Below are 12,593 nucleotides of genomic sequence, written 5' to 3'. Positions count from 1 at the left end.
GTCCCTCACTGCTTACCGGTTTTATAATCCTCCACCTGTATCTCCAGATCCTTCTGGTACTTCCTGTCCATATCATGTCTGGCTTTCCTGGTCTTAACACTGTCAAAGATAATGGAGAAATCATAGTCCTCAGGATACAGCTGGGAAGCCTTTACCCTGAGTTTTAAACGCTTATAGTTCACCATACGCTTTTCTCCCTTGACCTGTACCAGAACATTTCCCATCACATCTGCCGGCTTTACCACGATTCCCGGTTCCCCGGTGGATTCCACGCTTACGCTGTCTCCCCGTGAAAAAACACCGGACACATCCTTTGATTCCGTCTTTCTTTTAATGGGTGTAATCCCGGGCACATAGATCCTCTCCAGTTCTTCCCCGCCCGGGTGTTCCAGGTCCAATTCTTTGTTCAGGCTCTCCTTTACCTGGCCGTACGCCTCTCCCGCCGCCACTTTCAGCATATGGGCCGGCATTCCAAGACGTTTTGCAATATAAAGAGCACAGCTGTCCCCCGATTTTCCCATCTCCAGCCCATAAAGCGGCTTCAGATTTTCCCTGTCAAATGCCATCCTGGCGCTGATGATCTCCCCATGTCTCCTGGCATAGGATTTCACCTCGGGATAATGGGTGGTTACCAGGTACAGGCAGCCCCGATGGCGCAGTTCCTCCAATATGGCAATGGCAATCCCCATGCCCTCTGCCGGGTCGGTGCCGGACCCCAGTTCATCCAGGATCACAAGGCTGTCTCCGGTGGCCCGGCGCAGTATGTCCAGCACATTGGTTATATGGGCCGAAAACGTGGAAAGATTGTCCTCCATGTTCTGCCCATCGCCAATGTCACACAGGATCTGATTCCTCATGGCCACATCCCCATAGGAACAAGGCAGGTGCAGGCCGCACCCCGCCATCAGCGTAAAAAGCCCTACTGTTTTAATGGCAACCGTCTTCCCCCCCGTATTGGGTCCGGTTATGATCATTCCACGGCTTTCCCCGCCCATCTCAAACTGCAGGGGCACGTTGGTTTCCGGCGGGAGAAGGGGATGCCTGGCGTCCCTCAGGCAGATACGCCCCTCTGTGTTGACCAGCGGTTCCCTGGCGTCCATCTGCGCGCTGAGCTTGCCCTTTGCAAAGATAAAATCCAGTTTAGCCAAGGTGTCCAGGTTGCCTTTTAGGGCTTCCTCCTCATTTGCGATCAGGTCCATGAGGGTATAGAGGATTTTCCGCTCTTCACAGTCCTCCTCTATCTTCAGCGTATCATATTCGTCCTGGAGCCTGGCCACGGCCTGTGGCTCAATGAACACAGTTGCACCGGTGGAGGAACTGTCCACCACGCTGCCCGGGATCATGGATTTATATTCCCGCTTTACCGGCAGACACAGCCTGTGGTTTCTTGTAACCACAAACCCTTCCGTCATGTATTTTTTCTGTGATTTCAGCAAGGACTCTGCCTTTTCCTTTATCTTTTCCTCCAGGACCGACAGTTCCCTGCGGATATCCCTGAGAGTGCCTGAAGCATGGTCGTCAATCCTTCCGCCGCGGATGGATCTCTGGATCTCCTCCCTGAGTTCCGTCAAAGGCATCAGGTTATCGCTGTAATAGGCAGCCGGGATGCGGTGCTCCCTGCCCCGTTCCAGATATGACTGCATTCTGCCCACCGCGGTGAGGAACAGCCCGATCTCCTCCATCTCCTCTGCCAGCAGCAGTTCGCCAAGAACCGCCTTTTCCAGTAAATGTTCTGCCTGCTCCATCATGGGAAGGGGCGGATTTCCCAGCAGATCCAGCATCTGTCTGGCCTGGGTGGTATCCCTCATCTGTCTGCGAAGCTCCCCCTCCTCCAGGTATGGGCTCAAAGCCCTTATGCGCTCCTTTGCCATGGGAGAGTTGGCATATTCCTCCAATTGTTTTAATATCTCTGTGAATGCTAATGCTTCAAATGTTTGATTGATTACAGCTGTCATTGTATCTGTCTTTCCCTTCTATTCTTTCAGTTATACGGTTCAAGAGAATAAAGTAACAGTTCAGGACAGCGGAAAAATGAGTGCAAAGGCGGCGCCAAGCTTGCTTATAAGTCCGTTTTTGCACCTATTTTCACATCAGATGTCCTAAACAATTACAGAATAAAAATGGAAAATAAAAAACCCATGGACATCCACCAACAGGCTGTGTCACATAGGTACGTTCTAAGGCATGTCCAAACATTGCTGTCAGACACGCCGCCACTCTATATGGTCATCTGTCATGGATAAAGGTACAAAAACAATGCCCGTATCCACAATGGGACCGTAGCCTGCTTTGTACACCATAGATTCATTATCTTCCACAAACAGACACAATTAACAAAAAAACGCCTCGCTTTCAAACTCTTTATGGTACAGATAATATCAGATCATGGCAAAAAGGTCAAGCAGTAATTTCTTCCAGACAAATTTCCGTTCCAACCCCCACTTCCTCCACCAAAAGCCGCTCCATCATCCTGGCCTTTGCCTTTAGGGACACGCAGTGGCAGGGATACACGGTTCCCACCCGTGCCTTTTTCATGAATTCAATGGTCTTATCCAGCCGGTTATCCACATCAAAGAGATGAAATCCGCCCAGTATCCCCACAATCCTGGATTCTCTGCACACGTTCCTTGCGTAATCAACAATATTGCATACCCCGCTGTGGGAACACCCTGTGACAATAAACAGCCCGTCCTTCAGCCTGCACACCAGGGCCGAATCATCCTCCAGCCGGTCCCCCTGCCATCCATTCGCGCACCTGCGCAATCCGATCTCGTCCCGGCCCTCAAATTCAAGCTTCCTGGGTATCTGTCCCAGGAACACGCAGTCCTGGCCGCCTTCTGACAGATCCCATGGCCGAACGGCAGGTATGTATTGAAACCTGTTCTCAATATCCCCAAGGGAGACGGGAGCACCCACCGGCTCATGTTCCACTGCCTTGGCCTCAAAGCACCCCGGATGGGCCACCAGCCGTACCCAGGGCGGAAGGTCTGATTTCAACAAATAAGCCAGTCCGCCTGTGTGGTCATTATGGCCATGGGACAGCACAATATGGGTCAGGCTTCTCAGATCGATATCCATGGCTTTGGCGTTTGCAAGGAACACATCCGAGTATCCCGTATCAAACAGGATCCGTTTCCCATTCATCTCAATATAATAGCAAACAGCTGGTTCCCCCACATAATAGCGGTCAATGAGCGTGTTATTATCCACTACGATCCGTATCTTCAATCTGCATCCTCCACTTTCGGATATTACACTTTATTCCATCCGGATTTCTCCATACACATCCTATTTTACATCAGAACCGTGACTCCCTCCTGATGCTCCAGCACCTGTCTCATCACCTCCAGGAATCCCGCCGCATGGGCAGGGCTCCGGCCCTTTTTTATCAGATAATAGATCACAGACTCCGGCGGACCGTCTTCCATCTCATACAGGTTCAGCCCCCCTCTGTCCTTTGCCTGATCCGTCAGGATCCTGGCAATGTACTCCGGAACAATGACCCAGCATTCTTTTTCGCGGAGAAAATACTCCATCAGTGACATCTGGTCCAGCATCACCCTGGGGCGCACGCGGGGACCAAACCAGTAATCATGCCACAAGTCATATTCAGGATCCCAGGGAAGCCGTATCTCTTTTTTTGGATCAAGGCTTAGGGGACCGGGACTGTGCTCAAAGCTCTGCCGGGTTGCCAACACCATTTTTCCCTTAAATGCAGGCACTGTCTCCACAGTGTGTGAAAACATATCATCGGAGATCAGGGCCAGATCCATCTCCCCGCTCTCCACATAACCGTAACTCTCCAGGGAATGACAGTGATGAAAATTCAGGGAGCAGTCCGGTCTCAGCTCCATAAAGCGCTCCAACACGTTTGGAAGCAGGTATGTGCTCACACTTCCCACGGATGCGATATGAAAGGTCCTGCTCCGGTCCGGATTGCCCAGTTCCCTGCTTTCATTCCAAACTGTTTTCCATTTTTCAGCAAGGGAAATAAACGCCTTTCCCTGGGATGTAAGTTCTATGCTCCTCACTCCCTTTTTGCGGACCATAAGACTGTACCCCAGCTCCTGCTCCAGGGCATGGATGCGGCGGCTGAGGGCCGGCTGGGTCACATAGAGCTTCTGGGCTGCCGCCGAAATACTTCCGGTCCTTACAATAGCTAAAAAAGCCTCGATCTCCAGTTCTGTCATCCCAACCTCCTAGTTTATGGTTAAAATATAAATACTTGTTTATATTTTAACCACAAATTAGGCATTTTACAATCATTCATTTTCCTTTTATCCTTAAAGAAAGGAAAATAACTGGTGAAAGGAATCATTTCCATGAAGAATCTGACCTCAGGTAACATTCAAAGACAGCTGGTTTCACTTGCGCTTCCCCTTATTATGGGAAATATCCTGCAGCAGTTTTACAACACCATTGATGCCCTGGTAGTGGGACGATATGCGGGTCCGGCTGCCTTTGCAGCCATCGGAGTGTCCGGTACCGTGATGAATCTGTTTGTGTTTGTCATCAATGGATTCTGCACCGGCATATCCATTATCCTTGCCCAGTTTTACGGATGCGGGGATCAGAGGAGTTTCCGAAGGGAGTATTTTACCTCCCTTGTATCCGGAGCAGCGTTTACAGCTGCCCTCAGCCTGTCCGGCATCCTGCTTCTTTCCCCCATACTCCGCATGATCCGTACTCCCGGCGAAGTGGCCGTGCTGGCCCGTACATACCTGATGGTCATATTCGGCGGGCTGGCCGCCACATTTCTCTATAATTTCTGCAGTGCGGTGCTCCGCGCGGCAGGCGATACCAAGGCCGCCCTCCTGTTTCTGGCAATTGCAGTCTGCTCCAACCTGGCACTGGATCTGCTGTTTGTGGCAGTACTTGGCACAGGGATTCCCGGTGCTGCCTGGGCCACCATCCTGTCCCAGGGTATTTCCGTGGTCCTCTGCCTTCTCTATATAAAGTGCAAAGCCCCGGGCCTGATGTTCTGCCGTGAGGATGCCGCCGTGGACCCGTCACTTCTCAAACGGACATGGGCCTACTGCTCCGTGACGGCCATCCACCAGTCCAGTGTTTATATCGGAAAAATGCTGGTACAGGGTTCTGTCAATACCCTGGGCACTGATGTGATCGCTGCCTATACTGCCGCAGGAAGGATCGAGGGATTTGCCAATTCCTTTGGCGACAGCGGTTCTGCCTCTGTCTCGGTATTCATTGCCCAGAATATAGGGAACAGGGACAAAGGAAGGGCCAGAAAGGGATTTCTAACCGGCGTTTCCATGCTGTCAGGCATGGGCGTACTCTGCTCCCTGATCATGTATCTCACCGCATCCTTGGCCATGTCCTTTATGCTGGGTACGGGTCAGGGAACAGCGTTCTCAGAGGGGACCGGCTATTTAAAAGTCATCTCCTGCTTTTATGTCCTTTGTTTTATAGGCAATGGCCTGGTGGGATACTTTGAGGGGAACGGACGGGTCACGGTCCCCATCATCGGAGCCACCATGCACATCACCCTGAGAGTTATCCTTTCATGGCTGTTTGTCCGATCCGCCGGGTTAAACGCCGTGGCCCTGGCCACCGGCATCGGATGGCTGCTGGCAGTTTCCCTGTGGTGGGTCGTCTATCTGGTATCTCCCGGCCCCGCCCGCCGCTAAGGGGTTTTAATCCACCAGCTTATCCAGCTCTTTTACATGCTCCGTCTCATTGGAGTTTTTGTGTTTTGCCTTGGAAGCGTATAGATTGACCGCTGCCTGGGATTTCTTAATGGGCTGCATGGTTCCTGCCCCTGCCACGCATCCGCCCGGACAGGCCATGCCTTCCAGCAGGTATCCGTTGTATTTCCCCGCCTTAGCCATGGTCAGAAGTTTCCTGCACTCTTTTAAACCCTCTGCGTTGGCAATCTTGATCTCCCTGTCCGGAAAACGCTTATGGATCACATCCACCACAGATCTGGCCACACCGCCGGACACGGCAAAGTTACGTCCATCCATAGACGCATCGTTAACGCCGTCCGGATCCTCCTCCATTTTTTCCACTTCCAAATGCTTAGCGTCAAATATTCCTGTCATTTCCTCAAATGTCAGGACAAAGTCCACATCGCTTCGTATATCCGTCCTCATGGCCTCCAGCTTTTTAGCCGCACACGGGCCAATAAAAACCACCTTTGCATTTTTGTGGTGGCGCTTGATCAGCCGCGCGGTCAGGGTCATGGGGGTCAGCGCCATGGAAATACAGTCCGCCTGTTCAGGGAACAGCTTCTTTGCCATCATGGACCAGGCAGGGCAGCAGGATGTAGCCATAAATGGCAGCTTTTCCGGTACCTCCTGCATAAAATCAATGGCTTCCTGGGTGGCACACAGGTCAGCCCCCACCGCCACCTCAAAAACGTCCGCAAACCCAAGGGCCTTCATGGCTGCACGCAGCTTTCCCGGCGTTACCTTTGGGCCAAACTGTCCCACAAATGCAGGCGCCACCGCAGCATACACGCGCTCTCCCGACTGGATGGCCCGGATCACCTGGAATATCTGGGACTTATCCGCAATGGCTCCAAAGGGGCAGTTTACAAGGCACATACCGCAGGATACGCATTTATCATAATCAATGTCCGCCTTACCGTTTTCATCTGAATGGATACAGTCCATTCCGCAGGCAGCCGCACATGGCCGTTCCTGCACGATAACGGCATGGTAGGAGCACACCTCAGCGCACCGGCCGCACCTGATGCATTTATCCTGGTCAATATGGGAACGGCCATTGGAACGGTCAATACTAACCGCATCCTTTGGACATACCTCCACGCAGGGGTGGGCCAGGCAGCCCTGGCAGCCGTCTGTCACAACCACCCGCTTCTCATGGCAGGCATTGCAGGCAAACTTGATCACATTGATCAGCGGCGGGGTATAGTATGTCTCAGACTGGTCCGCCGCTCCGATATTATCCGATATCGGAGCAGACTCGGCCGCGCTGCGGTAGGGGAGTCCCATGGCCAGCCTCAGCCTTTCCCCCACAATGGCACGCTCCAAAAAAACATCATTGCGGAATTTTCCCACCTCCCCCGGTATGATCTTATAGGGAAGTTCTTCAATCCTCTTGTCCACCGGCCACTCCGTATGGTAAGCCATACGCGCCACTTCCGTGAATATCCTGTGTCTGATTTCCTGTATACGTGTCTCTACGCCTCTCATGCGCGCCTCCTTATGATATCTATCGGTCCTACCCTCAGTGGACAATGGCACATACGCCCCGGAATCACAAATCTGTGGTGCAAAACCGTGCGTCCCCTTGTCCACTGAGGGTATGGTTTCCCGTACTATTATATCCTCATTCACACATCTCAGTAATACAGTACCGATTATATATGATAAGAAAGCAATTGCAAGCAAATTAACTGCTTTTTAACCATTGTTTCCAATTTAAAGCATTGGCACACCTGTGATTCCCCTAAACGGGCTTCACAGGCAAAAGCTCAATGTATCCCCTGGTCCCCACAGGCTCCAGCTGAATGCGCGGATTATCCTTATCCCACTGATAACCAATCACCGATGGGTCATATTTTTTAATCCCTTCCTGGACCTGCTCAATTGCCTGACAGTAATCCTCCTCAGCAAAAGGCTCCCCCTGGAACATAAGATACCTGCAGGCGGGAAGCGCCATCACGTCAAATCCCTCCGGGATCTCGCCCTCATAGTCCGCGGGGACCTCAACCCCCTGGACATAGGGTGAGGTTCCCGGCTTTATGAAGCGCCTGGGCAGCCACATACATACCGGCTCCCCGCACAGGGATCGGATACTGGTAAGCAATCCCCATACATCGCATCCCACTTCCTGGCAATAGGAGAAATATTCCTCTGCTTTGATCCCCCTTTTGATCAGGGCCTTGCGCTCCGGTTTCTCCATCACCTGAATAAACACATTTTTTACCTGTTCCATGTTTTTCTCCCTTCTGATATGCCGGTACTTGACTCCATACGGTGTAAAAAGGCTGATGGGAACAGGGTTCACTGCATACTTGCCCGGATTGCAGCCAAACTCCTTAAAGAATGCCCGCTGGTATCCGTCCACACTGCCAAACCCCATTTCAAATGCAGTGTCCGTCACCCTGGCCCTCCCATCTCTGAGCTGCATGGCGGACCGTGACAGCCTGAACCTGCGGATGTAATCCGATGGCGTCATCCCCACATGCCGCACAAACAGCCGGTAGGAATACCAAGGGGAATACAGGGATACCCTGGCCAGATCCGCCTGAGTGATGCTCTCATTCAAATGTGCCTGGATATAATCCTGCATTCTCTGCACGGCTTCGATCTGTTCCTCCATATCTGCTCTTCACCGCCTTTCGTATATGATTGTACCGGTTATTGCCAAAAGGCACTCGACTTTTTTTGCCAGGCTGAAATTATGGGCAGGACTTTAGATCCAGACAGGTTCCCTGCTTTATGCAATATATAAAACGAGGAATATCCCTGCCATCGATCAATGACCGGGATACCCCATCCTGTAACGCACCCATTTTTTCATAAAATCCAACCGCCTGCCAGCTGGTGACAAAGATGACCCTCTCCATCCCCTCTCCCCTGCACCAGGCAGTCATATGCTCCCACATGCGTCTTCCATATCCCCGTTTTATCACCTGCCTGCCTATGTAAAAATACTCCAGATGAAAAACATTCTCCTCAGGCATACCGCCCCAGAAGGCTGTGATCTCCCCATGTTCCCTGACACAAAAAACAGGGTACCTGGCTATAAATTCCCCGGTAATGTTAAACGTCCTGTCAAATGTATCCATAAATGCCTTATCATATCCCCAGTGGGCCTCTGATTCCCTGGCAATTATCCTCAGCCTGTCCGTCTCTTTCATCACAGCAGGTTCAAAAACCATATATCCCCCTCCTATTCCCCATCATATCTGCCCTTATATTCCGTCCTGGCTATAGCAGTATATTTGTTCACCAGCTCGGACTTGTTTTCCGTATAGGCATCCCGGTCGTGTTCATACTGTCTCCACAGCTTCAGCTTTAAGGCCTCATATTCCCCGGCTGCCTCGGGATGTTCCCTCATGTAATCCCTGAAATACAGTTCGTGGTGATCCCCGCTTTTTCTCAGGTGCAGATGAAATACCCTCTCGGCAAACCCCGCTCCGGTATACCCCTTGTTAAAGGACATCCTGCTCTCATTTTTAGACATAAGGGTATAGCCTGCCTGTAAGATTGAGGATCTGAATTCCTCCATCCCTCCTTCCGGCGTCATTTCCACCAGTATATCCACGATCGGTTTTGCCCAGATGGACCTAATGGCCGTACTTCCCACATGGGCGATCCTTGCAGTGCGTTCCATGGGAAGTACACACTCTAACGCCAGCTTTTCTTCCTCAAACCAGCCGGACCACTCATCTTTATGCTCTGTGAGGAAAATGGGAAAAAGTTCCCACAGTTCGTCAAGAGACAACAAAGACAATTTCCCCTCTGTGCTATTTTCCTCCACACTATTTTCCTCCACACTATTTTCCACTACACTATTTTCCACTACACTATTTTCCTCTGCCCTATTCCCCATCCTCCCATTCCCCCGGCCTTCCGTCTTCCTCCAGTTTGCGCTCCCATGCCTCCTTGGCATTCTTCATCCTGCGGAAATAAGAACTCATCTCATCCGCCATTCCGGACAAGCGGTTCAATAACGTGGAGAAATCCTTCAGCATCTCATCATCCTTAAAGTACGGGTACACGATATCGTGGTCGATCTCGCTCCAGCCCTCCTCAAACAGGGTCCTTCCCTGGATCTCAACATAATATCCCTTGTACTTGATGATATAGTGGAGGGATCTGTAAATCCCGTCAGATTTTATTTCGATCAGATTATCATCATAGATCCTGGTGTCCCCATTCCTGCGGTAAACCTTAGGGCGTTCCGCAATATAGTAATGTCTGGGATTCTCATCAAAATCGTGGATCCGGTCCACCACATAAAGGTCCGGATCATTTTCAAACACAGTTGTAATATAACTATGGAAATGGATCCAATCCTCCCGGTACAGGAAAAACACACGGATGCCGATCAGGTCCGTCACATATTTGTAGTAATTATCCCTGTTGATCGTCTCGAACCGGTCAAACTGTTCATTTCTTTTGCGTATGATCTTCTCCAGAAGATGTCCCGGATCCTTTGTTCTGTAGCGATAGGAATGGATTCCCGCCTTTTCAATATCATAGAGGTAGTCATACACAAAATCCTTACCTATATTGCGAAGCTTACCCTCGTTTGCCTGATAGTCCTCATAGATAGCTGCCAGTTCCTCCCATGGCATGCCGGCCGCCTGGAAGTCTTCCAGTTCTATATTAAATTTTTTTAAAAATGAATCTCTGTCAATGGTCATAAAATCCCCAGTTCTCCTATCTGTATGTAATCGGGCGCATTCTGCTGATGCATCTATAGGCGTTTCCTGCCCATGCTTTCTACCCATGCGCTTCCGCCAGCATATCCTGCCCGGTATATTCCTTATGTTTGGTTTGGCGCGCTTAATGTGTTTTCATTACAAACGCCCGCTGATCCACTGCCCTCATGGTGGCCAGTATTCCGTCCAGGTGGTCGTACTCATGCTGGAGCAGTTCCGACATGTCCCCCTCCAGCTTCATGGCACATTCGTTCCACTGTTCATCCCTGTAATGGATAATGCAGCGCCTGCGTCTTCTCACCTTTACCAGCAAATCAGGAAATGACATACAGTCATCCAATACTTCCATTTCCTCCTCATCGGGAAACTCCAGCCATGGATTAATAAAAAGGATCTCTGTATCCAAATGTCTGTATATAACGCGTTTTCTCACTCCGATCTGGGGCGCGGCAATGGCACGTCCCGCTCCATACCGTGTGCGGAAACCTAGCAGTGTATCCCTTAAGTCTTTTTTTAAGGATTTCATCTGTTCCAGTTCTTCCTGTTTTACTTCCTCACAGACCTGATATAAATCCGGATTTCCCAGCAATAAGATTGTTTTTTCCATTGTATCCGCTCCCTTGTTCTCTGTATTCCAGTGCGGCACTGCCTCGTCCGTCCGGCAGCCCCGCAGCCCATATGACGCCATTATAGCATTTATCCTGAAAAAAATCCTCCGTTTTATACACGGAGGACACTGAAAATCTTATCAAATCTGGTTTTTAATTCCATATTCCTTATAAAGCACTTCCCGGAATCCTTTGTCACTTGTTGCCTTGATCAGATCCTCAGTTCTGGAATCTTTTAACAGTCTTTCGGTCAGGGCCGCAAAGTACTCCTCTCCTTCTTGGCGTCCTTCCTTTCGTCCTTCCTTTCGCCCTTCCAACCGTTCCATGGCTTTTTCTTCCCACAGCTGCATATATTTCACCTCAATTCCTTCGTTTCCCTTCACGGACTGTACACGGTCGTGGAGTTTCCTGAGCCTGAGACTGTCCACTGCCGCGGCATTCTCCTTTGTAGAGTGTTCCACATACCGTAAAAACGCCATAAGCTCCGGGGAGATGCGGTCATCCCCCTCTCCCCTGGTATTCAGGAATATCCTCACCGCCCCATCTTCCAGACGCAACGAATCATCCTCCTCGCACCTCATTTTAAATGTGTATCGGCAGAGTCTTTTCCCAAACAGATCAAAGGGCGCTATGGTTATCAGGTACACATTGGCCAGATGGTTAAAATCAATGGTTCCCGGCTCCAGGAGCCCTGCGTCCAGTACGGACTGGTAATATCTGCTGCGTCTGGGCAGGTTCTTTGTGTTGAATGCCTGCATCTCAGAATTGTAGATCGTTCCGTCCTCCTCCTGTCCCCACACATCCAGACGGATCCCACGGAACGTGGGCAGGGTGCGTATCTCCTTCTCGCTTTGGGTGTTATCCCGTAAATTAACCTCATGGCCCAGGATAATCTCCAAAACACTTTGGTATGTCTCGGAATCCTCCATCACCTCGCCAAACAGAAATCGGTTCAGCAGGTTCAGTTCCCCCAGCGGCTTTCTTGTCTTTTGTTTCATACTTCCTTCTCCCTTCATTTTAACATACAATGATTTCCTTGTTAAGGTTTCTTTGGAAAATCCCGGCGATATGCCGATCGGGCGAATGCCCTATGATTTTTTAAGATATGATTATCATACTGCCAGGAATCCGGTGAAGCAAGCATTTTTAATTCTAAATCCTCCTTATGTTCTTGCGCCGGTGCTATTGGAATGTTACAGACAAAAATACAGCATTTTTATAGGGAAGGAGATTTATAAAAAGGGAAGGTTTTTGAAACCCATCTCATATTGAGATGTCATTATAATATTTACATTGAAAAAAATCCTCCGTTTTATACACGGAGGACACTGAAAATCTTATCAAATCTGGTTTTTAATTCCATATTCCTTATAAAGCACTTCCCGGAATCCTTTGTCACTTGTTGCCTTGATCAGATCCTCAGTTCTGGAATCTTTTAACAGTCTTTCCGTCAGGGCCGCAAAGTAGTCTTCTCCTTCTTGGCGCCCTTCCAACCGTTCCATGGCTTTCTCTTCCCACAGCTGCATATATTTCACCTCAATTCCTTCGTTTCCCTTCACGGACTGTACACGGTCGTGGAGTTTCCTGAGCCTGAGACTGTCCAC

General features: G+C 50.2%; 11 protein-coding genes and 1 pseudogene. 1 reads left to right on the top strand and 11 read right to left on the bottom strand.

Annotated elements, in window-relative coordinates:
• Nucleotides 1-5: 5 nt before the first annotated feature.
• The 3 genes from ABID13_RS24775 to ABID13_RS24765 form a co-directional block, all read right to left on the bottom strand.
• Nucleotides 6-1,943, bottom strand: a complete 1,938-nt coding sequence (locus tag ABID13_RS24775; RefSeq protein WP_048929899.1) for an endonuclease MutS2 — start codon at nucleotides 1,941-1,943, stop codon at nucleotides 6-8.
• Between the two features lie 454 nt (nucleotides 1,944-2,397).
• On the bottom strand, nucleotides 2,398-3,228 hold the full coding sequence (locus ABID13_RS24770; protein ID WP_007861009.1) for an MBL fold metallo-hydrolase: 831 nt from the start codon (nucleotides 3,226-3,228) through the stop codon (nucleotides 2,398-2,400).
• Between the two features lie 65 nt (nucleotides 3,229-3,293).
• Nucleotides 3,294-4,190 (bottom strand): LysR family transcriptional regulator, encoded by an 897-nt coding sequence (locus ABID13_RS24765; protein WP_007861011.1) that lies wholly within the window; start codon nucleotides 4,188-4,190, stop codon nucleotides 3,294-3,296.
• Between the two features lie 114 nt (nucleotides 4,191-4,304).
• Here ABID13_RS24765 and ABID13_RS24760 point away from each other — a divergent pair, with 114 nt between their 5' ends.
• Nucleotides 4,305-5,648 (top strand): MATE family efflux transporter, encoded by a 1,344-nt coding sequence (locus tag ABID13_RS24760; protein WP_242849247.1) that lies wholly within the window; start codon nucleotides 4,305-4,307, stop codon nucleotides 5,646-5,648.
• Nucleotides 5,649-5,654: 6 nt separating this feature from the next.
• Here the strand turns inward: ABID13_RS24760 and ABID13_RS24755 are convergent, their stop codons facing one another.
• The 8 genes and pseudogenes from ABID13_RS24755 to ABID13_RS24720 form a co-directional block, all read right to left on the bottom strand.
• A complete protein-coding gene (locus ABID13_RS24755) occupies nucleotides 5,655-7,178 on the bottom strand; it encodes a 4Fe-4S dicluster domain-containing protein (protein ID WP_007861015.1) in 1,524 nt (507 codons plus the stop codon).
• Between the two features lie 256 nt (nucleotides 7,179-7,434).
• A complete protein-coding gene (locus ABID13_RS24750) occupies nucleotides 7,435-8,310 on the bottom strand; it encodes a helix-turn-helix transcriptional regulator (protein WP_007861017.1) in 876 nt (291 codons plus the stop codon).
• Nucleotides 8,311-8,389: 79 nt separating this feature from the next.
• Complete coding sequence (locus ABID13_RS24745) at nucleotides 8,390-8,872, bottom strand: GNAT family N-acetyltransferase (RefSeq protein ID WP_007861019.1); 483 nt, start codon at nucleotides 8,870-8,872, stop codon at nucleotides 8,390-8,392.
• Nucleotides 8,873-8,883: 11 nt separating this feature from the next.
• The gene (locus ABID13_RS24740) at nucleotides 8,884-9,546 is read right to left on the bottom strand and encodes a GrpB family protein (protein ID WP_227161786.1); all 663 of its coding nucleotides are present in this window, start codon (nucleotides 9,544-9,546) and stop codon (nucleotides 8,884-8,886) included.
• On the bottom strand, nucleotides 9,536-10,363 hold the full coding sequence (locus ABID13_RS24735) for a RelA/SpoT-related domain-containing protein (protein WP_048929731.1): 828 nt from the start codon (nucleotides 10,361-10,363) through the stop codon (nucleotides 9,536-9,538). Before ABID13_RS24735 ends, ABID13_RS24740 begins: the two co-directional genes overlap by 11 nt.
• Nucleotides 10,364-10,505: 142 nt before the next feature.
• Nucleotides 10,506-10,988, bottom strand: a complete 483-nt coding sequence (locus ABID13_RS24730) for a peptide deformylase (RefSeq protein WP_040415778.1) — start codon at nucleotides 10,986-10,988, stop codon at nucleotides 10,506-10,508.
• 141 nt (nucleotides 10,989-11,129) lie between these two features.
• A complete protein-coding gene (locus ABID13_RS24725) occupies nucleotides 11,130-11,987 on the bottom strand; it encodes an Rpn family recombination-promoting nuclease/putative transposase (RefSeq protein WP_354021284.1) in 858 nt (285 codons plus the stop codon).
• Nucleotides 11,988-12,329: 342 nt separating this feature from the next.
• Nucleotides 12,330-12,593, bottom strand: a pseudogene (locus ABID13_RS24720) (Rpn family recombination-promoting nuclease/putative transposase); the annotation flags it as partial.

Source organism: Enterocloster citroniae (assembly GCF_040545455.1).
GTDB lineage: Bacteria > Bacillota > Clostridia > Lachnospirales > Lachnospiraceae > Enterocloster > Enterocloster citroniae.
Note: the sequence above shows the minus strand (reverse complement) of the source record. Positions and strands in the feature narration are given on the sequence as shown.

Bases quoted from the DNA above. Each gene is read 5' to 3' on its own strand.
- ABID13_RS24735 (WP_048929731.1), bottom strand. From the start codon at position 10,363: ATGACCATTGACAGAGATTCATTTTTAAAAAAATTTAATATAGAACTG.
- ABID13_RS24745 (WP_007861019.1), bottom strand. From the start codon at position 8,872: ATGGTTTTTGAACCTGCTGTGATGAAAGAGACGGACAGGCTGAGGATA.
- ABID13_RS24730 (WP_040415778.1), bottom strand. From the start codon at position 10,988: ATGGAAAAAACAATCTTATTGCTGGGAAATCCGGATTTATATCAGGTC.
- ABID13_RS24750 (WP_007861017.1), bottom strand. From the start codon at position 8,310: ATGGAGGAACAGATCGAAGCCGTGCAGAGAATGCAGGATTATATCCAG.
- ABID13_RS24725 (WP_354021284.1), bottom strand. From the start codon at position 11,987: ATGAAACAAAAGACAAGAAAGCCGCTGGGGGAACTGAACCTGCTGAAC.
- ABID13_RS24765 (WP_007861011.1), bottom strand. From the start codon at position 4,190: ATGACAGAACTGGAGATCGAGGCTTTTTTAGCTATTGTAAGGACCGGA.
- ABID13_RS24755 (WP_007861015.1), bottom strand. From the start codon at position 7,178: ATGAGAGGCGTAGAGACACGTATACAGGAAATCAGACACAGGATATTC.
- ABID13_RS24740 (WP_227161786.1), bottom strand. From the start codon at position 9,546: ATGGGGAATAGGGCAGAGGAAAATAGTGTAGTGGAAAATAGTGTAGTG.